The organism is Paenibacillus sp. OK076, from assembly GCF_900110055.1.
Classification (GTDB): domain Bacteria; phylum Bacillota; class Bacilli; order Paenibacillales; family Paenibacillaceae; genus Paenibacillus.
Genome location: NZ_FOCH01000001.1, coordinates 3,494,237 through 3,518,583, shown reverse-complemented (window position 1 = coordinate 3,518,583; position 24,347 = coordinate 3,494,237). Strand labels below are relative to the sequence as shown.

At 44.4% G+C, this 24,347-nt stretch carries 26 protein-coding genes; 21 read left to right on the top strand and 5 right to left on the bottom strand.

What is annotated here, in order from left to right:
* Positions 1-20 precede the first annotated feature (20 nt).
* From BMY78_RS15555 to BMY78_RS15510, 10 genes are all read left to right on the top strand, one after another.
* Positions 21-791 (top strand): ABC transporter ATP-binding protein, encoded by a 771-nt coding sequence (locus BMY78_RS15555; protein ID WP_090900349.1) that lies wholly within the window; start codon positions 21-23, stop codon positions 789-791.
* Positions 766-2,715 carry an FtsX-like permease family protein gene (locus tag BMY78_RS15550; RefSeq protein WP_090900347.1) on the top strand — a complete coding sequence of 650 codons (1,950 nt, stop codon included), beginning with the start codon at positions 766-768 and terminating at the stop codon, positions 2,713-2,715. The genes BMY78_RS15555 and BMY78_RS15550 overlap by 26 nt, the downstream gene beginning before the upstream one ends.
* Positions 2,716-2,821: 106 nt before the next feature.
* Positions 2,822-3,553 (top strand): ZIP family metal transporter, encoded by a 732-nt coding sequence (locus tag BMY78_RS15545; protein ID WP_090900344.1) that lies wholly within the window; start codon positions 2,822-2,824, stop codon positions 3,551-3,553.
* A gap of 189 nt (positions 3,554-3,742) precedes the next feature.
* Entirely contained in the window at positions 3,743-4,351 is a 609-nt protein-coding gene (locus tag BMY78_RS15540) for a hypothetical protein (protein ID WP_090900341.1), read from the top strand.
* A gap of 39 nt (positions 4,352-4,390) precedes the next feature.
* Positions 4,391-5,041 (top strand): hypothetical protein, encoded by a 651-nt coding sequence (locus BMY78_RS15535; protein ID WP_090900338.1) that lies wholly within the window; start codon positions 4,391-4,393, stop codon positions 5,039-5,041.
* A complete protein-coding gene (locus BMY78_RS15530) occupies positions 5,038-5,598 on the top strand; it encodes a hypothetical protein (protein ID WP_256222160.1) in 561 nt (186 codons plus the stop codon). The genes BMY78_RS15535 and BMY78_RS15530 overlap by 4 nt, the downstream gene beginning before the upstream one ends.
* Positions 5,599-5,675: 77 nt before the next feature.
* Positions 5,676-6,428, top strand: a complete 753-nt coding sequence (locus BMY78_RS15525; RefSeq protein ID WP_090900333.1) for an SMI1/KNR4 family protein — start codon at positions 5,676-5,678, stop codon at positions 6,426-6,428.
* 3 nt (positions 6,429-6,431) lie between these two features.
* Complete coding sequence (locus tag BMY78_RS15520) at positions 6,432-7,733, top strand: beta-propeller fold lactonase family protein (protein WP_090900330.1); 1,302 nt, start codon at positions 6,432-6,434, stop codon at positions 7,731-7,733.
* 44 nt (positions 7,734-7,777) lie between these two features.
* A complete protein-coding gene (locus BMY78_RS15515) occupies positions 7,778-8,206 on the top strand; it encodes a hypothetical protein (protein ID WP_090902493.1) in 429 nt (142 codons plus the stop codon).
* A 17-nt stretch (positions 8,207-8,223) separates the two neighbouring features.
* The gene (locus BMY78_RS15510) at positions 8,224-8,835 is read left to right on the top strand and encodes an SMI1/KNR4 family protein (RefSeq protein WP_256222156.1); all 612 of its coding nucleotides are present in this window, start codon (positions 8,224-8,226) and stop codon (positions 8,833-8,835) included.
* 105 nt (positions 8,836-8,940) lie between these two features.
* Here BMY78_RS15510 and BMY78_RS15505 read toward each other — a convergent pair whose 3' ends face one another.
* Positions 8,941-9,237: a hypothetical protein gene (locus BMY78_RS15505; protein WP_090900327.1), complete on the bottom strand. Its 297-nt coding sequence runs from the start codon at positions 9,235-9,237 to the stop codon at positions 8,941-8,943.
* 105 nt (positions 9,238-9,342) lie between these two features.
* Here BMY78_RS15505 and BMY78_RS15500 point away from each other — a divergent pair, with 105 nt between their 5' ends.
* The 3 genes from BMY78_RS15500 to BMY78_RS15495 all read left to right on the top strand — a co-directional run bounded on the left by BMY78_RS15500 (position 9,343) and on the right by BMY78_RS15495 (position 10,834).
* Positions 9,343-9,777, top strand: a complete 435-nt coding sequence (locus tag BMY78_RS15500; RefSeq protein WP_090900324.1) for a hypothetical protein — start codon at positions 9,343-9,345, stop codon at positions 9,775-9,777.
* Positions 9,761-9,925, top strand: coding sequence for a hypothetical protein (locus BMY78_RS32855; RefSeq protein ID WP_177185749.1), 165 nt, complete (start codon positions 9,761-9,763; stop codon positions 9,923-9,925). Before BMY78_RS15500 ends, BMY78_RS32855 begins: the two co-directional genes overlap by 17 nt.
* A gap of 204 nt (positions 9,926-10,129) precedes the next feature.
* Positions 10,130-10,834 (top strand): cupin domain-containing protein, encoded by a 705-nt coding sequence (locus tag BMY78_RS15495; RefSeq protein ID WP_090900322.1) that lies wholly within the window; start codon positions 10,130-10,132, stop codon positions 10,832-10,834.
* Positions 10,835-10,978: 144 nt separating this feature from the next.
* Here BMY78_RS15495 and BMY78_RS15490 read toward each other — a convergent pair whose 3' ends face one another.
* Positions 10,979-12,025 (bottom strand): aromatic ring-hydroxylating oxygenase subunit alpha, encoded by a 1,047-nt coding sequence (locus BMY78_RS15490; protein ID WP_090900319.1) that lies wholly within the window; start codon positions 12,023-12,025, stop codon positions 10,979-10,981.
* A 359-nt stretch (positions 12,026-12,384) separates the two neighbouring features.
* On the opposite strand from BMY78_RS15490, the gene BMY78_RS15485 reads away from it, so the two are divergent.
* Complete coding sequence (locus BMY78_RS15485; protein ID WP_090900316.1) at positions 12,385-12,831, top strand: carboxymuconolactone decarboxylase family protein; 447 nt, start codon at positions 12,385-12,387, stop codon at positions 12,829-12,831.
* A gap of 36 nt (positions 12,832-12,867) precedes the next feature.
* Positions 12,868-13,794, top strand: a complete 927-nt coding sequence (locus tag BMY78_RS15480; protein ID WP_090900314.1) for a sigma-70 family RNA polymerase sigma factor — start codon at positions 12,868-12,870, stop codon at positions 13,792-13,794.
* Positions 13,795-13,880: 86 nt separating this feature from the next.
* Here the strand turns inward: BMY78_RS15480 and BMY78_RS15475 are convergent, their stop codons facing one another.
* Together BMY78_RS15475 and BMY78_RS15470 are read right to left on the bottom strand one after the other, a co-directional pair.
* Complete coding sequence (locus BMY78_RS15475) at positions 13,881-14,837, bottom strand: hypothetical protein (RefSeq protein WP_090900311.1); 957 nt, start codon at positions 14,835-14,837, stop codon at positions 13,881-13,883.
* A 213-nt stretch (positions 14,838-15,050) separates the two neighbouring features.
* Positions 15,051-15,695, bottom strand: a complete 645-nt coding sequence (locus BMY78_RS15470; protein ID WP_256222219.1) for a spore coat protein — start codon at positions 15,693-15,695, stop codon at positions 15,051-15,053.
* 131 nt (positions 15,696-15,826) lie between these two features.
* Here BMY78_RS15470 and BMY78_RS15465 point away from each other — a divergent pair, with 131 nt between their 5' ends.
* Together BMY78_RS15465 and BMY78_RS15460 are read left to right on the top strand one after the other, a co-directional pair.
* Positions 15,827-16,360, top strand: a complete 534-nt coding sequence (locus tag BMY78_RS15465) for a hypothetical protein (protein WP_090900308.1) — start codon at positions 15,827-15,829, stop codon at positions 16,358-16,360.
* Positions 16,361-16,394: 34 nt separating this feature from the next.
* The gene (locus tag BMY78_RS15460) at positions 16,395-17,123 is read left to right on the top strand and encodes a DUF1361 domain-containing protein (protein WP_090900305.1); all 729 of its coding nucleotides are present in this window, start codon (positions 16,395-16,397) and stop codon (positions 17,121-17,123) included.
* A gap of 119 nt (positions 17,124-17,242) precedes the next feature.
* Here BMY78_RS15460 and BMY78_RS15455 read toward each other — a convergent pair whose 3' ends face one another.
* Positions 17,243-18,217, bottom strand: a complete 975-nt coding sequence (locus tag BMY78_RS15455; RefSeq protein WP_090900302.1) for a serine hydrolase domain-containing protein — start codon at positions 18,215-18,217, stop codon at positions 17,243-17,245.
* Between the two features lie 322 nt (positions 18,218-18,539).
* Between BMY78_RS15455 and BMY78_RS15450 the strand changes: the two genes are divergently transcribed.
* The 4 genes from BMY78_RS15450 to BMY78_RS15435 all read left to right on the top strand — a co-directional run bounded on the left by BMY78_RS15450 (position 18,540) and on the right by BMY78_RS15435 (position 24,279).
* Entirely contained in the window at positions 18,540-20,876 is a 2,337-nt protein-coding gene (locus tag BMY78_RS15450) for an ABC transporter permease (RefSeq protein ID WP_090900299.1), read from the top strand.
* A 10-nt stretch (positions 20,877-20,886) separates the two neighbouring features.
* The gene (locus tag BMY78_RS15445) at positions 20,887-21,651 is read left to right on the top strand and encodes an ABC transporter ATP-binding protein (protein ID WP_090900296.1); all 765 of its coding nucleotides are present in this window, start codon (positions 20,887-20,889) and stop codon (positions 21,649-21,651) included.
* A 28-nt stretch (positions 21,652-21,679) separates the two neighbouring features.
* The gene (locus tag BMY78_RS15440; RefSeq protein WP_090900292.1) at positions 21,680-23,005 is read left to right on the top strand and encodes an MFS transporter; all 1,326 of its coding nucleotides are present in this window, start codon (positions 21,680-21,682) and stop codon (positions 23,003-23,005) included.
* Between the two features lie 200 nt (positions 23,006-23,205).
* A complete protein-coding gene (locus tag BMY78_RS15435; RefSeq protein WP_090900289.1) occupies positions 23,206-24,279 on the top strand; it encodes an ankyrin repeat domain-containing protein in 1,074 nt (357 codons plus the stop codon).
* Positions 24,280-24,347 lie beyond the last annotated feature (68 nt).

Here is a 24,347-nt window from a genome sequence, read left to right as displayed (position 1 = left end):
TAGTTGGAGGGGAAACACCTATGGAAATGTTGCAAGTTACGGCTCTAAACAAAGTGTATCAGGGCAAAGTGCAGACTCAAGCCCTTAGTGATATTCATCTGACCATCAAGCAGGGTGAATTTGTAGGGATTATGGGACCATCGGGCAGTGGGAAAACGACGTTGCTCAATATGGTCTCGACCATTGATGAGCCAAGCTCAGGCAAGGTGCTAATTAATGGCTTGAATCCGTTTGATATGAAAAAGAAAGAACTCGCCATGTTCCGACGCCGGGAACTCGGGTTTGTATTTCAGGATTTTAATCTGCTCGATACCTTGACCGTTGCTGAAAATATATTACTCCCGTTGACGCTGGACAAGGTCAAGCTGAAGGAAATGGAGAACAGGCTTGATCGGATTACGACTCAGCTTGGAATTGATCATATTTTGGATAAACGCGTCTATGAAATCTCGGGCGGACAGCGGCAGCGTACAGCCATTGCCAGGGCCATGATTAATATGCCATCTATTGTACTGGCCGATGAGCCGACAGGTGCGCTGGATTCCACATCATCTCAAGCGGTAATGGAGTCGCTTGAACAGATCAACCAGCAAGAGAAAACAACGATTATGCTGGTCACGCATGATCCACTTGCCGCAAGTTATTGCCATCGGATTGTGTTTATCAAGGACGGCAAGCTCGCAGCCGAAGTGCATCGTGGTGATAACCGCCAGACGTTCTTTCAACGGATTATTGATACATTATCCTTCTGGGGAGGGAATTCGCATGAGCTTTCCTCAGTTCGCCTTTAACAACATTCGTCGTAACGGGCGAGCGTACATCGCCTTTTTCCTGAGCAGTGCCTTTATGGTCATGATTTTCTTTGCGTATGCGATGTTTATCTATCACCCGTTTGTTGAGAAACTGCCGATTGGCAAAACCACTGCAGCGGGAATGCAGGTTGCCTCCATCATCGTGTACGTATTCGCGATCTTCTTCGTTATGTATTCCATTAGTGCATTTCTGAAATCACGGAATAAGGAATTCGGTATTCTAACCATCTTGGGAGCAGAACCGGGACAGATCCGAAGACTGGTCATTCTGGAAAATATGTTTATCGGATGTCTGTCCATTGTGGCTGGAATAGGTGGAGGCATGTTATTGTCCAAGCTGTTTCTGATGTTAACTACCCGATTTATCGGTATGGAAGATCTGCCTTTTTATTTCCCTGTAAAGGCCATGTTGATTACGGTGATTGCTTTTTTAGTACTGTTCTTTTGCATTTCCCTGTTCACACTGGTCTTTATCGGAAATAAGCGGGCATTGGAGCTGCTAACTGGCACGAGTAAACCCAAAAAGGAACCTAAAGCTTCATGGGTATTCTCTATTCTTGGACTTGCGTTCCTGGCTACGGGATTCATTGCGATATACGGGAGTTTGTCGAATGAGGGCATTCTGATCGCTGCTGTGACAGGCATTGCAGGTACGTATTTTTTCTACTCACAGCTCTCCGTGCTGGCCATTCGTCTGTTGAAGCGTAATCGCAAACGGGTATGGCATGGTACACGCTTGCTGTGGATTTCGGAGATGAGTTACAAAATAAAAGATAACGCACGCATGCTGTTTATGGTAACAGTGGTTATTGCGATTGCTTCCATGAGTGCAGTGGTCATTTTGTCGCTGGATCAACAGAATCGACAAGTATTTAGAGACAATCCTTTCCCAATTCGGTATAACGTGTACAGTGCATCGGAAGAGCCTAATATGGCACCCGTGAATGAAGTTCTTGATGCTGCTGGTCTTCAATATCAGGAGGCTTATCTGGAATATTTTAGGACGAGTACGGATGACGGTGGCATCAGTGTGATGTCTCTAAGTGATTTTAACCAGTTCAACACAATCCAGAACAAACCGACCTATACGCTCACATCCCATACCGGTATATTCATTGATTCCCGAGATGTGGAGAACTCTCGAAATCAGGAAGGATTTCGTGCCTATGCCAAGGGGGATCAGTTAACGCTGGATATGAATTCAGGACCGGTTACACTCGATATTAAATACACTGAAATTGAACCGGAATTCAACGGGCTTATGTATACCTCAGCCCTAGTTATTGTAAGTGATGATGAGTTTAAGGCGCTTGCCGGACAATTGGACAAAGATGCTGTTTCCGGTAAATATCTTTATCATATCCCTTCATGGGGGGGATCGGTGCCTGATCGGCAATCATCCGAAGCGATGGTTAGTGATCGGCTGGCTGGCATGGATGAGATCATTAGAAATAACTCTAATAATAAAGACTTTTCCGGCTTTTTCACGACGCGATATGCTGACTTCGAAAATTTCAGACAGACAACGGCACTCTTTACCTTTTTGGGGATATTCATTGGACTGATCTTCTCGATCTCCTCAGCCAGCTTTCTGTATTTCAGACTGCATACGGATCTTGAAGCTGATGGGAAAATGGTACATTCTCTCTCGAAAATGGGACTTAGCTTTCAAGAGATGAAACGATCATCGACGATCCAGATTGCGATTCTCTTTTTCTTCCCAATTCTGATCTCGATTATTGAAACCCTCGTTGTGGTGAAACCGTTCCTGAAGGAATTCGGTATCACGGAATATTCGGTGCCTGTGTTAACTGTGTTTGGCGCATTTCTGCTGGCGCAGACCTTCTATTTCTTCATTATTCGTTCAAGATATATATCTTCACTGCGCAAAATGATGGTTTAGAGTTAGCGGTTTATATTAACCTGTTGATGTGTCCCCTGTTTTTGTTCTCTATGCTCCGGTTAATGGAGTGATAGATCATATATGAACATGAGAGGGGTCATCCCGGATGTGGACTGCATTCATGTGGGGCGGCATCTCCGCCTCGGCTGTTGTCATTGGAGCACTTGCCGCGCTATTTCTGAAAATTCCGAAACGAGTTATTGGCTGGATTATGGCTTTTGGTACAGGGACCCTGATTGGTGCAGCCGCATTTGAATTGATTGGGGATGCGCTCAATGATGGGGGGATTGTGCCGACGGCGATTGGATTTACCTCAGGGGCCGTAGTGTACACGCTGTTCGATTTGCTCATTTCCAGTAAAGGGGGAGCCGGGCGCAAACGTTCGGAAAACGCCGGTAACGGAGATTCCAGCCAGAGCGGACTTGGTATTTTTGCAGGGACGGTTATGGATGCCATTCCCGAATCGATCATGCTGGGGGCCAGTCTACTCGCCGGGAACGGTGTCAGTGTGGTGTTGGTTGTTTCTATCTTTGTCAGCAATATTCCTGAGGGCCTCTCCAGTACGGTTGGATTACAACGCAATAAATACACCCGCTCCAGAATTATCCTCATGTGGCTGGGTGTACTGATCATCTCTGCACTTGCAGCTTTGGGCGGATATTTGTTCCTGGAGCAGCTTCCTGATGAGATGGCGGCGGCTATTGGGGCATTTGCCGGAGGGGGCATTATTGCGATGATCTGTTCCACCATGATGCCGGAAGCGTTCGAAGAAGGTGGGCCGGTAGTAGGTTTTATCGCTTCGATGGGATTGCTTGTATCCCTTTTGCTTGACCTATGATTCATTCAGTTATATGGGAGAGAAGAGTACCTTTCGGATGATGATCTGGAATAAGGTGCTCTTTTTTTACGCTGTGTTTTCTTGTGCTAAGCACTGGAGTTACATATAATTTTAGGTAGAACAACTGGCAAATGTTGAGTGATTGCTTTTAGCGATGGTTAATATGCAGGGGAAAGGCGGGGACTAAAAATGAAACGTTTCGAGGATGAAGGCGCTTATAAATACAGCTTCTACGCTGTTCTTCGCCGGGGAGAGCAGGTCGATGTGAAATGTAAATCATGCGGCGGGCATGCCTTTATTGTCGTAGAAGAAGATCATTTGGCATGGAAATGTTTGCAGTGTTACGCTCATGGAATTCAAGAGACGGAATACCATTACATGGCCAAGAACAATTGCGTCCGATGTGAGCGCTGGTTCAATGTTGAAGTGACGGATGAGAAAAAGATAACTCACAAAGCGTCACATATCGAATGCCCGCACTGCGGGACTATTAATCATGTCGAATTACATAAAAAGCGAGCATACCAAGAGTGTTATCCCGATATTCAGGATGGGTGCGATCCTGTGTTTGATATGGAATTGTATTTTCTGGACTATATCAGAGGTAAGGTGGTGTGGGCTGTTAATCGGGAGCATTTAAACTATCTCATCTCATATATTTCGGCTGATTTGCGTGTGAAACCTGGAAATGTAGCATTGAAGACGGCTTCACATTCCATCCCAGCTTATATCAAGAACGCCAAGAACAGGGAACTTGTTGTCCGCATCTTGACCAAACTTCAGCATAAGACAGGATAAACGGGGATAAGGCGAGGCGTTACGTTAAGGAGGACAAACATGAAATTCCGCTTAAAGCTTACGATATTTGCAGTGATCATAGGCATATTACTCATTCCAACTTATTTCATTTTACAGACGTATGGTGTGTTTCAAAAAGAGAAGGTACTCTCTGATTATGCTCTGGCTGTCGACGTGAATGGCAAATCCTATGAAGCCTGGCCGCTCATCAACAGTTTTGCGGCCATGGATAAGGAGGAAGACAACAGGCAGTTGTATTACCGTGTGGATATGAATCATATTCAATATCTTTTTCACATCGCGTATCAGGAGTTTGATGTTAAACCGAGTGAAGAGAATCCCTATCTGGCGGGTAAAGTGAGCTATCACTCCACAGAAAATGAATATGTAAAATCCGAAAAGCAATATACCAATGCCAACGATTTTACAACGGCGTTGAATTTTTATAATAAGGACAAAGAGGTGATTTATACTTATCAAAATACTGGAAAAGGGGATGGAAAGCTGGTCCAATCCATTATTCATCAGGGGATGAGTCGTTCTAGCAATGGGGGCAGCGAAGCTGCTCGTGATCCTTATATCAACGTTACGGCTTTGTTCCATGATAAGTTAGGCATCGATGTGAAGCTGGATGTGGATGAAGAACATAAAGTTGTAACCATTCGAATGAATAAAGCGGAGGCGAGATGATGAATTTATTTGGTGTACATAAAGGACCTACCTATTTGGAAGGTTTGGTTCGGGAGATTTCGGATGTTCAGACTCATGAAGTCGAATGGAAAGGCAAATTGCAAACGAGCGATGGACATGACAAGTTCCATATTTTTTATTATGGTGACTTAACCGATGATGATCTGATAACCTGGCATGATTCGACACCACTCATTGTATATGCAGAGCATACCTTAACAGGGGAACGTTACTTACTCATCGATTCAGCCAAACACGGTTATGATGCGATGTTGTGTGAGACATATCCAGAGGAAGACCTGAATAACAGACCGCTACGTCCCTATCTGGACGTCGAAGGGGAAGACATATTTGAAGTACAGCTATCTGCCTTTTACAACGTACCGTGGGATGATGAGTTCGGGGAAGATGTGGATGAAGACGGAACCTACGAATTAATTACGGGAGAGCGCATGGATTTTGAGCAGGTGAAACGTGACGGCTATGATGCATTTGCCATTAGCATTGTAAACCGCAAGGGTGTACTAACCGAAATTGTGCAGGAAGAATTGGCCTAGCCTTAACCTGGTTGAATTACTAATCGATTGAATGAACTGTCTTGATTGAACGAAACGATCGTAGGGAGATGTCGTGAATGTATATAGTAACTCGTGCGTTGAAGCCCGTACCGGCTAAGGAACTGGATCATTTTGAAGAACAGCATTCCATCTCGTTACCTGCGTCATATCGCCAATGGCTGGAACAATACGGGGAAGGCACGTATACGGGCTGGATGAATGTGCAGCGGCCGGATCAGGAGGTACTGAAACCTTTTGCTGAATATGATTTTTGGATGCACACGGACGACACACCGGTTACTCAGAATCAGCTTCAGGAGTGCATCAGTATCGGCAGTTCGGTGGATGGGGATTTCCTGGCGATTCATCCAGAGGTTAAGGGATTGTTATGGTTCCCGCGTCATGATGAGCATATTATCCTGTGGACGTGCTCAGAAGCTGACTTTGGAGAGACACTGGACCGGATCTATTGCGGATATTACCATCAGGATAAACCGCTGACCCCGGCGTATTTCGAACCGTGGAACGAGCTGCGAAACCATACGTTCTACCACTTGGTTAACGTTGAACGTGAAGGCTCCATGAAAGAACTGGCCGATTTGTGTAAGAGCAGATTCAAATGGGATGCAGTGATGGAAAATGAGTACACATGTAAACTTTTTATGATCTCCATGGGTGGATATTTACGTTTTAATTATGCGAACGGCAGGGAAATTGCGCTTTTCTATGAAGAGATGCACGGGACGGAAGGTGCGAGGGATCACGATCTGGATCAATTTTTGCTGGCACACCATTGTACAGTCATCAATAGAGGCGGAGTGGAGGAATAACATTTGCGTTGGTTGAAAGAAAATATTGCAGAAACATGGCGTAATGAAGGCAAACGATACGCAAAAGATGTCAATGCATTTGTACGCAGAGGCATGGCAGGAGAGCAAGTAGACGAATCGGAGCTGGAGGGGGATGGAAGAACCTCGATCAGTACTGAAGTGTGGAATATGGTGAAGCAAGCCAATCTTCAAGGAGATGTGGAACGGCTTCGACTTGAACTGCCTGCTGCAACCTGGCCAATGAACGAACATTTTCAATCTTCCATGCAGGCCGTTCGGGTGGTTGGTTATTTGGATGCGGAAACAATGGTCTTCATAACCGGCACCTTCACGGAGAATGGCTGTGTATATACGGCTGATCAAGATGGATGGCTGCCTTTCTCTCAGTATACCTTCGCAGGCTGTTCGCCAAATGGTGAAGACTATGCGCTGGCCGGATCGGACGGTATTCGCATCATCAGACAACCAGATCGCCATCTGGAAGGACAAGAGCTTGCGGTGTATCGCTGGGAAGATATCCAATCCAGTATTCAGAAGGTTCTGCCGCGCATCGAATCCCTTGCTGACTGCGAGCATCCGGAACGCACACTTGAAGGACTTATTCCTTTTAATGATGGGAAATCCGTTCTTATCTTCTCCAATTATGGAATCTACATGGTAGATCAAGAGGAAGTATCCCTGCTTCACCCGAATCCGGCAGAGATCGAAGAATATGAGTTGGAAGATACGCAGATTGATATGGGTCATGCAGCAGTCTCACGGGACGGTCGCTGGATTGCCTACGGCAGCCAGGTAAGTAACCATATGGTACTGGATCGCAAACAAAATAAGACGTATTCCCTTTATCCTGAATCCAGCTATCCTCATTATGCGGTATTCACTGCTGACAGCTCAGAGGTATGGTTTAATGCCTGTCACTTTTATAACGGTGCTACAATACAAGTTCAGCTGGAAACGATCGATGGTAATGAAAATAAAGAAGATTGGCCTGTAATGGATGAGAACGCCCGTGTATACGCTGCAGTGGAATTGGATGCAGGCATGGTGCTTGGTGACGCATATGGATATTTATACTGTGTGAATGGTGACGGGCAGGAAGTGTGGAGACATTTTGTAGGCAGCACCATCTATTCCTTGGCAAGCTCTCCTGACCAGTCCAAACTTGCTGTCGGTACGTTCGGAGGCATGCTGCATATTCTTGATCTGCACTCGGATCAGATGGATGAGTATGGCATAGGCACAGGCACCCTCCGTGAAATTGAGCGCTATGTGTTATGGCGTGGAGAAGAACCTTTACGTTGGTGAACACCAATGATTGTAGATCAAGATTGGATAAAGTAGGGATTGAAATGAAGCGTGAAGAAGCAGTGATTTTGTTGAAATGTCATGCCTTTACTTACGATGATCTGAATCATTCGAAGATGGAAACCGGTTTTCTTGGTAGCTTGCGCCCCTTTCGCGGTAACCTGAATGAAGAAAATTTTCATGAACTCATGGAAATCCTGCATGTCTTGGCTCCTGAACTAAAACAACCTACGTTGGATCGTGAAGTTATGGCTTCACTATGGGGAATCACCCACCTAGGACGTGCTTGGGCTGTCGAACCTGAAGGAATGTTGCAGAGTAACAACTTGATCACAGATGATCAAGTTGCGTTGATGGAACGTTGGCTGGATCTGTTTTCCTACGCTGTTATGGTCCTGATCGAAGGCGGAGGGGAAGAAGAGGCATTCTGGGGATATCAGGAATATGTACGGGAACGGGTAGAGAAGAGTTGAAAAGGGAGGGATCCATCATGACATCTGAAATGAATGCAAAATGGAATGAATTGTTCGATACGCTGAATGAGCTTTTGAACGAAAAAATCCAAGATGATGAAATTCGGCAGTTATACGACGAATACCAGCATCAGGAGGGTGCTTCTGAGCAAAGTCTAACCGCATTTGAAACGGAGTATGGCGTCCGGCTGCCGGAGGATTTCCGTGCCTTCTATAAGCGTAAGGACGGGAGTGGTTATGCATTTCATATCTTGTATCCGGGTGATGCGGAGGCAGAGGAATGTACTCCGTTTTATCTGATGTCGTTGAAGGAAATTCGGGAAACCAAACAATACTTCTGTGAAGTAGATGAGAAGTTGGATGAGTACTATTCTGCGGAAGAGATCAGCAAACTGGACCCGGAGATTAAGCCTTACTTATTCCATAAAGCGTGGATTCCTTTTGCAACGATGGCGGGAGGCTCCCTGTATTTGATGCTAGATTTTGATCCGACAGAGAAAGGAACCTACGGGCAAGTGATTATGTATGTGCATGATCCGGACTTTGTTTATTATGTGTCGGAGACGTTTATAGATCTGTTGGAAATGTCCAACCGTAATCTGAAGATCATGGATGAGATTGAGTATTGAACAGGCAGAAAGCCGTTCAACGAAAGGGCATCATTGGATGTTTTAAAAGAAAATTGAACAAGGACAGGAGCTGCCCGTAGCAGCTCCTGCATGGCTATTCTACTCTTAGAAACGATGGCCGTGGAAACCTCCGCCAGGTCCACCGGGTCCTCCGCCATGTGGTCCGCCGGGATAGCCGCCTCCAGGGAATGGACCGTGTGGACCACCGTGGTAACCGCCATGCCATCCTGGGCCTCCGATATGTCCGATGGGAAAGGGCAGTGGAAACGGTACGATGGGTGGATAGGGATATGGATATGGATATGGATATGGATAAGGGTAGGGATAGGGCGGCGGTGGATAATAAGGGTAAGGATAACCCGCAGTTGGCGGGATAGGAACTGAACCAGGTCCGTATGCCATGTTGCATGCCTCCAGTGTTTGATTGATGATATTAGCCTATGCTGCGATGCGATGGAGTGACACAGAGGGCTTAATAGAACGTGGTATGGGTGAAGGGGATATGATGTGGTTGCTGTATCGTTTCATACTGATCCAAGAGGCGCTGCCTATGAACATTTAATTGACGAGTTGATTGAGAAAACAGATCGTTTTTTGCTGGTGGACAGAGGAAGTTACGATGACGACGAAATACCAGGGGTTTCAAGAGTATTGCAGAGACTGAAGCCTTACCTTATTGAAAGCTGTACGATGGAAGAAATGATGATGCAAAGTGGAGCCATGTATTTAGAGGGGATCTATTACATATATCGCTGTAAACCGAAATCAGGGCAGATCCTTAAGGAAGAAGCAAATCGTTTTCATGACTGGTTGTACCCATCACTGCCGGATGATCTTTGTTTTTTGAAAGAGGATGGGAGAGGTTTTTTCTTTAGTGTTGCTCATGAGAACATATATGGAATGGGGATTACACAAGAAGAAGCTAGTGAGTTTAAACATTAGTTATTCTGGCATAAACGAGCTTCCTCCTGAGCTGGAGAAGCTGGAGAATCTGCATTATCTGGGTGTGACGAATAGTTTAATTGAAGAGACTCCTGAATTTGTGTCACGGATGACTTGGTTGCAGCATGTGGACTTGTCCTGTACATAAGTAGGCGTCAGTTCGGAAGAGATTTTGGCGAGAAAAGATGATGAATAACAACAACAAACCAATCCTGACGAGGCTTCCTGTGTCAGGATTGGTTTGTTCTGTAAATGTATCTTCCTCAGAAATGGGCTCACGCATAGTAGCCCGGAGCATAAGCTGGCGTATAGGTTATCACCTAAACCGAGAGCGAAAGGCAGGCGTTTTATTTTGGCAACTTCCTATATGGACTATACCTTACCAACCACCCAATTTACATTTGACGTGAACCAGAATCCTTTCTTTCAAAAAGACGGAAATAACTATATTAACTTTCTCTCCATTCATCAATTAAACACATTGGGAAACGTATCCTTGCTGGATATTTTTCTTAGCACAGGCAATGTGGTTGAACCTCATATTCATCAGAATGCAACCGAGCTGGTGTATTGCATCAGTGGTTCCGCCGTCGTTTCCCTCATCAATCCGTTTACCAATGAGTTGTTAAACTTTACGATTACTCCGGGTCAAGTGGCGAATGTTCCGCAAGGTTGGTGGCACTATGAAATTGCAACGGTAGATCAGACCCACCTGCTCGCTATCTTCGATGCGCCGGTTCCTGAAGCTATATTTGGTTCGGATATTTTACGACTGACACCTGCCAGTATTCTGGCCCATACGTATTGTTTGGATGAGAATAAGGTAAAGGATACACTTGCTCCCATTCAAAAAACGGTAATTGTTGGGCCGCCAGTGGACTGTGTAACTCAAGTTTCTCCGGCAACAAACATGCCTGACTCGAATAGCCATCCCAACGTTCAGCCTTATGTGAATCGACTTCCATATTGGGGAACCTGGGTTGATCCCCGTATTATCCACGAACCCGGTTGTCCGTATTATACCGAACCTCCTATGAGCACGGATAATCAAGGGTAAGTGACTGATATAAGGCGTTTAAGTGGGGTTCATCCCAGTACATTGTCACGAGTGAAAGTATAGAAATTATACAAAAAAAGAAGCGTCCGAGTTCGGAGGAACGCTTCTTTTTTTGTCCATTTGTTTTCCATAGTTGTTTTCCATTTATGATGTATAGTTTCTTCCCAATCCAAGCTCCGTCAATAACTGACGATAAGCGATCGAGGTACGGTCTGCGGGAATATGCGCTTCAGCATGCAGATCCAGTGGTAAATCCTCTGGCTTTTGGGATTCCACCATTTCTCGATCTTCCTCAAATACTTGCAAATTAAACTTGATTGTATCTTCAATTGGAGCATCCTTGTCAAAGTTACGGGTAATCGGACAGAACAATCGCGTAAAACGTGCGGAGATGGGAGAGGCACAGTTGAGAATGTTCAGCTTGTCGTTCTCCGGGAAGTGAACGGTAAGTGATGCGGCGAATGGTGGAAATACGCGGAATTCACGCAGCCACTGAAAACCCTCGGGTGCCACGTTGTCCTGCCCTTTGCCATAGTTGCTGACAGAACTCCAGTATTCGGCAAGCAGTTCATTGCCTTCGCGTTTTACTTTGTATTGGGGCACTTCCGTGTTGTTCCGGTCCCCGAACGTCTCGGTATGCACGTAGGCAAAATGGGATACATCCAGAAATCCTTCCATTTGACGTCCGGCAGAACCTGCGATATCAAAGTTCGGGGGCAGGATGTTGATATAATCCGGATCATCCCATCCCGGGAATGCAGGAATCTGCTCGTCAGTATCTGCGAGTGAAGTCCAGATCAAGCCATAACGTTCGACCGCAGGATATACGATAAGTTTCAGTTTGGGAGAGATTTTGGAGCTCGGATGCGCAGGTACGGCGGTACATTTACCCTCACAGTTGTAACGGAAACCATGATATGGGCAGACAATTTCCCCATTTTCTACCCAACCTTTACTGAGCGGAGCACCACGGTGAAAACAAAGATCCTTGGCAACGACAACCTTGTCATTGCTGCGATACAGGACCAAGCGGACATCAAGCAATTGAGCGGCAAGTGGTTTATCTGTCACTTCGCTTGCCTGGGCAACTGGATACCAATATTGAGATAGTACATGCCAGTCTTCAGGGGAGAACGTGCAGCCGCGAGGCAGTTCGGATGTAAGTGGAGAATTGGAATTGGAAGTTATCATGGAAGTCACTCCTTGCTAGGATAATGAAACGTTCATTTTTTATGTCAGGAAAGTTTACTTTGTAGCTGTATGTTACTACTCTTTTGTTTCGTGTATCAATATGTATCCTGATTATTTGTTCAAAATCACAAACAAAACATCAAACAGCTAACATAAATACGGAAAAATCTTGTTTATACATAACGCATTACGTGAACTATATTCATACCTAGCAAGGTCCATTCAGGTTACTCATCTTAACTTTGCCGAGTTAAATTCTGTGCCCAAAATATGCTGAAGAAATTTTTTATAGAAAAGTGTCACAGATGTGAGCCTTGATTTGTCTTCAGGTTGTAGACCAAAATACGGAGGCGAATGCAATGAGTTTAAGAGTGAATTATAGAAGGGCTAACCCGGGTGCTTTCAAAGCAATGATGGCATTGGAGCAGCACATTTCGGGTCAGTTTAAAGACAAGCCATTATATGAGCTGCTGAAAATCCGTGTCTCGCAAATCAATGGCTGTGCGTTCTGTCTCGATATGCATGCCAAAGATCTGTTGAAGCTTGGAGATTATGCCGATCACATTTTGCTGCTGAGTGTGTGGCGCGAGGTGCCTTTGTTTACGGAAAAAGAACGTGTTATGCTGGAGCTGGCTGAAGCGGTAACACTTATTTCGGAGCAAGGCGTACCACTTGAATTGTATGAAAAAGTTAGAGAGCATTTCAGTGAGGCCGAACTGGTGGATCTGATCATGGCGATTAATACCATTAATAGCTGGAACCGGATTGCCATTACAACAGGGATGTACCCTGGCTGCTTTGAATAAGTAAACTTTCGACCATCTGCCAGAGGAGGCCATCTCATGCAATTCAATTCCTTCACCAATGAGCCAGAAGTGTCTTCTCTGGAAGTTGGTGAATTGTATATTCGTTACAAAGCCTACGCCTTTTCCATTGCTTATCGTATGCTTGGCAGTGTTGTGGAGGCTGAAGATATGGTGCAGGATTGTTTTACGGAACTTCAGAGCAAGTCTCTTGATGATATCCGTAATGCCAAGTCCTATATTGCTAAACTAATCGTAAACCGAAGTCTGAACCTATTAAATTCTGCCCGTAATCAAAGGGAAAGCTATGTTGGAGAATGGCTTCCCGAGCCAATGAGTGACAGTGAAATGGGTAACATCCCGGAAGAAACTGTGCAGCAGAAGGAGATGATTTCCTACGCTTATCTGGTTATGCTGGAACAGCTTTCCCCGATGGAGCGAGCCGTTTTTGTGCTTCGTGAGGCATTCCAGTATGAATATACGGAAATAGCGGAGTGGCTGGGCAAATCAGAAAGCAACTGCCGTCAGATCTTTAGCCGGGCGAGACGTAAGCTTCCCGACAGACCTTTGCCGATCGAACAGAGTTCTGCGAATTATGCTGCAAAAGAGCAATTGCTGGCTCGTTTTACAACCGCTTTTCTAAACTATGATGTCTCCGAGATGCTCGAGCTTCTTGCGGAACAACCCGTATTTACGGCAGATGGCGGTGGACGTGTGCATACGGTTATGAGAACGATGAGAGTTCGTAAGGGCGTACTTGCCTTGTTGACCTCTCGCCGGGTGCTTACCCGATTGCGAGAACGAGAGTGGGTGCCCACATTTATCAACGGAGAGCAACACCTTGCGTTACTGGAAAACGGACAGTTGTCCGAAGTGCTGTGTTTGGAACTGGACTCTCTTGGAGAGCGAATAAAGGGATTCTATCTTGTTGTGAATCCAGACAAACTTACATCGGTATCGAGATAATACTTTTCTGGAATGGAATAAGAAGGGCTCAAGGTATGCTAAAGCGGCACATCCTGTAAAGAGGAGTGCCGCTTCTTTTTTATTTATTAATCATTGGCAAACAGGCTTTCAACATGGTCAGTGATTTCTTTGATTTCTGGGGTAAGTTCGTCGTTACTCTTATCGAGAAGATGCAAAATCTTATCCACTGTATCCAGAAGTACACTCTTCGTGTTAGGCTCCCTATTTGCCACAGCCTTCTCGTATGCTTTTTTCACTTCTGGATCGATAGTACGAATTTCTTCTTCCGTGTACCAGTCATAGGCGGGAGAGTTATCACTTCCATAAAACAGGTAATCAACATACAGCGAATTCTTAACTGCTGACGTACGATTAGAGCTTGGGAAGTTGTTCAGGAAAGCCTCCTTCTCTAGAGTACGCCGGATGAGTTCATCCCAGGTTATGATAAAGGCCGCATCGGAAGTTGTGGGCTGGTTGGATTCCGCAGCCATAATATCAATGTAAGCAAAAATGTCAGGTTTCACGTAGGGCTGAAACTTTTTGTACATCTCATAATTGATGATGGGATAGTATAGACCTTCACTGGTTTCCAGTTTGAATCTCAGATCGGAAGCTTCCTGCAAGAGCTTGCGAACCGTCGGATCTTTAATCACTTTGAGCAGACTGCTATATGTAAGCTTTTGTTCATAACCTATGCTGGAATGGGCTTCATAGAGAACACTTTGAAACAGTTCCGTATACATTTTTTGATCCAAGTCAGCCAGTCTGATCTTTTGCAAATTCTCCAGTTGAAGGGTCATCAAGGTAGCCTGCCAAGGGCCGACTTCATCGATATGATTCAATAGATATTTACGTGCCTGATCCAGGCTGGGTGTGGATTTCACTGCATTTTTTGAAAATATTTGAAATTGTTGATATACCGTTTTGGAAGCTGCGTCAGGTGCAGCCAATGTAGTTTGAGATGTTGTCAGAGTTGCACAGATGGCTGTAAAGCTTAATGTGATGGCTAGAAAACCAAGTTTAATCGATGGATTCAATCGCATTCAAAAACCTCCCATGTTACATAATGAGTAGTGTGACCACATTCTGATTAAACCAGTTTCTGGTAATTGAATCAAGGTAGAATTCCTTAAAAATAAAATGTGTTACCCAAGGTAGTAACAACACCGGATGATTCTGGAAACAACAAAGAACAGCATCTTTCAACCTTGAGTGGGTTGAAGATACTGTTCTTTGTTGATCAAGCTTATTTTAAATTAATGGAGAGGTGGTTTATTGTTGATTGGCATCTGAGGTGTGCCGTTTGCTGGAACGTATGCCTGAAGCATCTGCGTGGTATCATTTGCATTTAGCTGAGGCACTTGATAATAAGCGTGTTGATTTTGATACATGAAAATTTCGTAGGCCATCTCGATAAACTGTTGAACCTGCGAAGCGATGACTCGGCGCACGGCTCCATTCGTAATTTCAGGAGCAGACATGGCCAGCAGGGAGGCGTGAGACTTAATTAATCCCAGCATATGACCACTGATGCCTGCATCTTTCACATCCGAAAGGGATTGGTTTGGCTTTTTTGGAGCGGACGGCTTAAGGCCATATACAGGTGGTACGATGTTTGGAATCATGTAGGTTGCAGTCTCTTGCTGCGGTTTGTGTCCGGTTGAGAAACATTCCGCAGTCAGATTGTATTGGGACAACATGAAGTTGTATTGACGATCAAGGATACCCAACAGTTCGTTGTCTTGTACAAACGTCCTGAAGATCATGTATTGATCCAACACGTTGATGGCTCCTGACAGAATTTCATGCATATCGAACATTTCATGTCCGCCATGGTTCATCTGAGGTGTGAAGCCTGGATTTGCATTAGTTGCAGGTTGTATTCGGTTTGGAGGCTGCATTGAATTTGGATTCATTGTGAATTTGATTCTCCTTTGGGAAATGGTATGATCTTAGTATGGTCTTCAACAGTAAAATTATGTAATGTGTGTTGGTTTTAAGCGAAAATAGAGACAGGTATGGTGGTGGTTGGATGGAAACTGATTGGAGTGTTCCCAAAGCGTTATTCGTTAAACATTATGGGAGCGCTGTTCAGATGCATCGTGGTGGAGTTTATACAGAGTATAAGCAATGGGATGTGCCGCAGGAGCTGGAGCAGACATGGATGGATGAAAGAATAGTTCAGTTAACCTCTGAATTATCTATAATGAACTGGGACGCGATTGATGAGCTTACGTCAATTGCCAGATATCATGCGAATCCGCTAATTATTAATGCAATCACAGCATTCGCATCAAGACAACTGACGAGTGCGGACAGTATGGTGCGTCTGATGTATGCGGAACGTGTGATTGAGTTGATTAAGCGATATGAATCGATTATTCCGGTGCATAAGCTGCGTGAAGCCTATCAACTGACAATGAACTTGTTGGAGGATGTAGTAACGAAACCGTTGGTGCTTGATCCGGGACATGAACTACAGCAATATGGGTTAAAGGATAAACGTGGACTGAATCTGCGTGTGGAAAAGAACAAGGAAGAGATCATCCGATATTTTCGGAACTGAATGTATTTCATTGAATCAAGCGAGGTAAATATCATTGAGAAAACTGAACTATATCAAAATATTTATTTTCCTTAGTGTGGTCACAGTGGTGACTATAGGTTTGTATTACGCGGCAGCGGATTGGCTGGAGCAGCGCTATTTTCGCTTCCTTATCTGGAATCTGTTTTTGGGCTGGATTCCGTTTGTATTCTCCTATGTGGCCTATGGCTTTAGCCATGCTAAATGGAAAGGGGCAGCAGGGTTTGCCGTTGCAAGCGGACTGCTCTGGCTATTGTTCTTTCCGAACTCGTCTTACATTGTAACGGATCTTGTTCACCTGACGGCACGCAGTTCCCGCTATTATGACGGAGGCAATGGATTGGACTACAAGTACTGGTATGATTTAATTGTGGTCTTGATGTTCGTTTGGACAGGTTTATTGCTCGGATTTCTGTCGATGTATCAGCTTCAGGAAGTGATTCATCACAAAATGGGGCGATGGGTTTCATGGATCTTTGTGCTTGGAGGTTGTGCTCTGGGAAGTTACGGTGTCCTGCTGGGACGTGTTTATCGCCTGAACAGCTGGGATGCGTTAACCAATCGAGAGACGCTGGTTGAACTTATGCATGAGAGTGTAAGTCGTCCATCGCTGGCTTTCTGTATGTTCTTTGGTACGTTTATTCTTACGATTTACGCAACGTTATACTATCTAATTAATACAAGAACTTTCCGTGATAGGAAGACGGAGGTCGGAAGTTCGGAGGCTGATCTGCAAAGCTTGTGATATACAAGAGTATGGCATGTCTAGTTCTAATAAAGCTAAACAAATAACCCTCAACTATTCGGGAACACGCCCAAATGGTTGGGGGTTATTTATTATCCATTAAACGAAACGTAAGAATGTTATAGGCATTTTAACAGTTCAGGTGCAATCCGTTTGGGGAATACATCCAGCGGAGGTTTTTCCTTCTTTCGTTTGTCATTGGTGAGCACGGCAACGAGTTCCAGACCCGGGACGATATATACAAATTGACCGCCAAATCCACGGGCGTAGTAATAGTGAAGTATGGGAGCGGGCTGTTCCGCAACCTGAGCTTCGGAAGTTTCGTTGGTGTAGGCATCCACCCACCAATGCCAAGCGTAACTGCCATGATTGGGTGGGGTAACTGGAATGGCAGGTTTTGTAGAGCGGCTAACAAGATCACTCGAAATCAGCGACTGCCCGTCCCACATGCCTTGTTGCAAAAACAGTTGTCCGAATTTCAGTAAATCCTTCGGCAACATCTTTAAGCCGAACCCCCCGGTATGTACCCCCTGTGGGTCGCTTTCCCATTCATACTGTTGAATTCCCAGTGGGCAAAATAGATAACGTTCCGCAAACTCAGCTACGGACATACCTGTACTATGCATGAGGATGGCAGACAATATCTGTGATACCCCTGAATTGTATTCCATATATGTACCTGGCACATGACTTAAGCGTTGCTCCAGCGCAAAATTCACCCAGTGATCTGTACGCGTCATACGCGGAAATGAATTCTGTCCTCCGAATTCATCCCAGTTGAAGCCAGCCGTCATGGTTAATAACTGCTCCAACGTTATTTCCGGTTTGCGGGGGTCAGGGTCTGATATCAGCTGTGGGAAGAAGGTGGAGATCGGCGTGTCAGCCTCAGGCAGCACCCCTTGATCCATAGCAATACAGATGAGCGCGGACAGCACACTTTTGGTACAGGAATTGACTTTGGCAATATGGGTTGCTGCTTCTTGATTGCGGTAGTGCTCGTATATGATCTCACCACGTACGCTGACTAAACAACTGCGCAGATCCAGCGGCGGGATCATTGGATGCAACATGGATGGTATGGATGAAGGATTCATAGTGTCCTTTCTTATCGGGGACTTGTCCCATAAATTGAGTGTTCATTAGAAAAGGTTTGAATCATTATCTTAGCATATGAATAAATAAGTTCTCAATTCATCGACCTCAGGCTCTGGGAGTAGTAAGAACTGGACCGCAGACTGATTCAGATGTTCATATTTATTGGTACAATCGGGGCACATAATAAATGGGGTTATTTTACAGAAAAAAAGGAACATGAGCTTTGGTCCGTAGGGTTTGACATATCGGTAAAAGTAATTACATAAAGTGTACCTGATTATTCCAAAGTAGTGTTCCATGCAAAGGAGCTAGTGGTTATTCATGCTATTACGTATGCTGAGAAATGATCTTATGAGGAAAAAAGGAATCAACATCGCTCTATTTGTTTTTATTTTACTAGCGGCTTCACTTGTTTCTTCGGGTACAAGAATGATTATGGAGCTAACAAGTTCAATTCACCATTTATTCACAGAATCGAAGACGCCTCATGTTGTGCAAATGCACGCAGGGAAACTGGATAAAATGAAGGTGAATGAGTGGGCACAGGCCAATGAGATGGTAGATAAACACCAGATCGTAGAAATGATTAACATAGACGGTGCTCATTTGTTTTTTGGAGCGGAGGCTGAGAAAAACAGCATCATGGATCTTGATTTTGTTGTACAAAATCAGGATTTTGATTTTCTGCTGAATCTGGATAGTGAGATTGTGCAGGTGAATGATGGAGAAATTGCGGTTCCCGTTTATTATTTGCAGCAAAAGAAATTGAGTATTGGTGACCCTATTCATATTAAAGACGGTTCTTTCAGCAGAACATACAAGATCGTGGATTTTGTACGTGATGCTCAAATGAATCCATCGATCATTCACTCCAAACGTTTTGTCATCAGTCAGGGTGAATTCCAAGCCTTGAAACAAAATACGGGAGAGTCGGAGTATCTGATTGAATTTCGACTTAGAGATTCCAAGATGATCAGCGAGTTTACCCAAGCCTATCAAAATACGAGTTTACCGAACGCTGGTCCTGTGGTGAACTACAATCTGTTTCAGTTGTTGAATGCTTTGACCGATGGGGTTGTGGCGGCTGTAGTCATTCTGGTCAGTTTGATATTGATTGTGATCGCTGTACTCTGCATTCGTTTCACTATGCTCGCTACCATTGAAGAGGATTATCGAGAGATTAGCGTCATGAAAGCTATCGGCATATCTGAGCGTAATATTAAGAAACTCTACTTGAGTAAATATGTTGTTATGGCAGGATTGGGCTCTATCTCAGGTTTTCTTGCATCACTATGGGTTAACAATCTGTTCATGTCCAATATGATACTCTACATAGGGGCAGCTCCCAAAACATGGCTGCATTACGGCATAACATTGTTTGCGGCTGTCTTCATTTTTGCCATCGTTGTATTTTTCTGCAACCGTGTGCTTCGGCGTTTTAATTACATTTCAGCCGTCGAAGCATTACGTTCGGGCAGTATGGGTGAGACGAGAATAAGTCAAAAAAGACTGAACCTTTCCCAAAATCGGTGGTTATCGGTTCCGGTTTTTCTGAGTTTAAAAGAAGTCATCCAACGAATGAAAATGTTCCGTTTGCTGTTGTTTGTGTTTATTATAAGTTCATTTATTATCATCGTACCTATAAATTTCCTCCATACTTTACAAGCTCCTAGCTTTATTTCTTACATGGGTGTAGGTCAAAGCGATATGCGTATTGATCTGAGACACTCTGAAGATATCGAACAGCGTTACGCTGAATTAATTGATTATGTTCAAAAGGATAAGAACGTACTTCGATACTCACCTCTTGTCACAAGCCAATTCAAAGTGTTGAACAGTGAAGGTAGCTATGATCATTTGAGCGTAGAGACAGGTGACTTTGATGTTTTTCCTTTGTCTTACGTGAATGGCGAGGCACCGAAAAATGAAAATGAAATTGCTTTGTCTGATGCGAACAGTAAAGACATGGAGAAGAAGACAGGAGATTCCTTGGTACTGATCGTAAATGGACAGGGAAAAAAAATGACAGTCAGTGGTGTATATCAGGATGTGACCAACGGTGGAAAGACTGCCAAAGCACGGCTGGCCTATAACAAGGATCGTGTGCTCTGGTATGTCGTAAGTTTGGATTTGAAAGATGACGGTAATAAAATCTCAGATAAAATTGCGGAATATGAGCAAGCGTTCTCACCTGCAAAGGTGACCGATTTAAAAGGCTACTTATATCAAACACTTGGAGGAACGATTCATCAGCTTAAGCTGGTTGCGGTGTTGGCGCTTGTTGTAGCAGTATTGGTTACTATCCTGATCACATCATTATTCCTGAAAATGCTTGTCGCAAAGGACAGCGGTGATATCGCGATTTTCAGAAGTTTGGGATTTGGCCTCTCCACAATTAAATTCAAATATGTATCGATGTCCCTTATTGTTTTGGGTGTTGGGGTCCTTGTAGGAACGATACTATCAAATACGGCAGGTGAGTGGTTGATCAGTGCAATAATGGCTTCTTTCGGGGCGTCCAATATCGTTTTTGTCATTGACCCGCTACAAGCGTACGTACTTTGTCCGCTGCTGCTGGCAGCAACGATTATCTGTACCGCTCTAATCAGTATTCAATCCATCAAAGAATCCAGCATTTCCAAAATGATTATCGAATAGGGGGACAACCATGACTATAATCCTGGAAGCCAAAAACGTGAACAAATCGTACAGTACTGGTGAGCATGAGAAGCATCCTATTTTGAAGGATATTAATTTTCAATTGAAGAAGGGCGAATTTGTCTCCATTATGGGTCCATCGGGCTCAGGAAAATCAACCTTGTTATACAATGTCAGCGGCATGGATCAGGTAAGTAGCGGGAGTGTTTATTTTGCTGGCAAGAAAATTTCGGAGTTCTCAGAGAAAGAATTGGCACAGCTTCGCTTGAATAAGATGGGCTTTATATTTCAGAACATACATCTGTTGAAAAATCTGAATCTACTCGACAATATCATTCTTTCTGCCTATCTGGCCCAAAAAAGTAGTAGAGATTCCATTAATAAACGAGCGCTCAATCTGATGGAAAAAATGGGGATTGATGAACTAGCCAACCACAATATTACCCAGGCATCGGGTGGACAGTTGCAACGGTTCGCCATTTGCAGGGCCCTGATCAATCAGCCTGATATTCTGTTTGGCGACGAACCCACTGGGGCACTGAATTCACGTTCAACCAGTGAAATTATGGATATTCTAGGAGATATTAATGCTTCTGGAACGACCATATTAATGGTTACCCATGACGTCAAGGTCGCCGCGCGATCTGAACGGGTTTTATTCATGATGGACGGCAAACTGGTGGCAGATCGTAATATGGGCAAGTTCAACAAGCAGCATGATCTTAAAGCGAGAGAGAGCAGCTTAGGTAAGTGGCTTGCGGATCACGGGTTCTAACACGGTTTATTGGAGAGGAGCTTAACCAATGAAACAGACGGAACACAGGTCATTTGGCAAATTTCTGATCGTATGGTTCGGACAGCTCATATCTACCATGGGAATCGGAATGACGGCATTCTCCCTTGGTGTTTACGCATTTGAGAAAACCCATATGGCGACAGCTGTGGCGCTGATTACACTGTTTACCTTTTTGCCTAATATCCTGTTGCGTCCTATTGGCGGAGTCCTAGCCGATCGTTTTGACCGGCGCATGATGATGGTTATAGGTGATCTTGGTTCTGCTGCAGGCTTAGTATTTATTTTGACCATGATCCTGACGGGGAAGATTGAACTATGGCATCTGTATGTAGGGGTTGCTTTCAGTTCCGTGTTCTCGGCCATTCAAAGTCCAGCCTACAAGGCTTCAGCCACCGATTTGCTTGATAAAGATCAATATTCAAAGGGCAGTGGCTTGGTACAGCTCGCCGAATCATCCAAGTTTCTATTTTCACCCATAATAGCGGGCATTCTGCTCAGTATAACAACCATTGAAGTCATTCTAGTCATTAATATGTTGACGTATCTGGTTGCCATTCTAGCGGTGCTTGCTATTCGGAAAAGCATTAAAGCAGCGCGAAGCGATGCCGAGAGGAAGCCTTGGCTTGCTGAACTTAACGAAGGCTGGATTGAAGTCACGACAAGTAAAGGCGTGCTGCTCCTTGTTATTATTATTTCGATTGTCACGTTCTATCTGGGATTCCTCGAGACGCTCATTGGTCCTATGATCTTATCATTTTCGGATTCAAGGACACTTGGAACATTTCAATCTGTGAGCGCGATCGGCATGCTGATCAGCAGTCTGTGTATTGGCATGTTCACCCTAAGTAAAAAATATTCAAAAATACTTGTTCTGGGTCTGGTTCTATCTGGATTATCATTCTCCTTCTTGGGGGTTTCCACCAATATTTATTTCATTATCTTTGCAGGCTTCCTGTTTTTGGCCTCCCTGCCTTTTGTCAACATGAGTGCAGACGTATTGGTGCGCAATAACATATCCAACGAGAAACAAGGTAGGGTGTGGGGAATCATCGGCATTTTATCACAATTGGGTTTTATTGTATCCTACAGCCTTGCAGGATTTTTGGCAGACCGTGTCTTTAACCCGCTTTTGGTGGAAGGTGGAGCACTTGCTTCGACCGTAGGATCATATATCGGCGTTGGTCCGGGAAGAGGCATTGCGTTGTTGTTTATTATTGCAGGAATATTTGTTATCGCTATTGCAGCTATCACTTCTCAACTTAAATCCATTAAGGGGTTAGAGAAGGGGATTGATATTGTGTCAACAGACCCAACGAATTTAGCGCATGATTGAGTTGATGTGATGTAGTTTAAAGGATGATATTGGCCCCGGAACTTTATGTTTTGGGGTTGGTGTGTATGAAAGGCTTTAGGACTGGAATCATGATTTTGGTAGAGGGTTTGTACAAATGAAAAGGATAGCAGGTATACTAGTAGTAACGAGCATCAGGGGCTTTTAGTTGTGTAGATATTAACCAGGGGGAGGTTACACCTTTGTTCAAAATCGGAAATCAAGGTACGTTTGAAACGTTGCCTGATGAAGCTATGGCGATTTACAAGGGAGATGTTATTGCTGTAGAAGAATTCATTAAACAGGGTATGGATCTTGAAAAAGAGATTACGCTCAGCAAATACATAGCATTGACGCCATTGGATATTGCCCTAATCACCAATCAACTTCCAGTCATTAAGGTTTTGGTGGAGCGCGGAGTGAACCTGAACGTGAAGGATAATCCAGCAATCCTCAAAGCGGTCAGATATGGCGGGGAAGAGCTCATCCGATATTTGCATCAGAAGGGTGCCAAGTTGAACAGTTTGAGCAAGGTGAAGTCGAATGCATATGATGAAGCCTATTACGGTAACAAAAAGAATATCGCAGTGCTGAAGGACCTCGGACTGGATATTCAAAAATATGGTGGAAAAACACTGCGAAGAGCAGTGTCAGATCACGATCTGCAAACCATTCAGTATTTACTGGATGAGGGTGTAGATATTAACTATAATGAGCCGGATATGGTGTATCCATACAAGGCTACACCGCTTACGGTAGCTGCTCGCAACAACAATATGAAGATGGTTCAATTTCTGGTAAAGCGTGGAGCGGATGTAACTATTCAAGAGAAGGATGGGGAGCGGGCGTATACGATTGCGGTCAGTCAGAAGAATGCGGAAATGGCAGAGTATTTGAAATCTCATGAGCCGCAAGACTTTCACAGTCTGAGCAATAAATTGCATGTGCTCAAATCGTACAAGCTGCCTGATGTATTAATCCGTTTTCTAACGGAAGGTCCGCGCAGAATCGACTTGCCGGACAATCCATCCGGCGTGGGATACATCGAATTTTTCCATCTGATCGATACGGTAGAGATGAAGCTGGGCAGACAGAAACTGCTGCGCATATCCTCTGACGTGGATCAGTACTCCCATATCCTGATCGTCTGGAACCCGAGCAAAAAAATGATTGGGTTCGCTGACATTGAACATCAGGAGATTGGAAATATATGCACGTTCCCTGAATTTCTAGCTGACCCGGGTGAGAAGATCACAGAATTCTTCGATCAAATGTAGCTAAGCATGGATGCAATTATTAAATATTTATTCACTGATATATATATAAATTAACAAGAAAGAGCCGG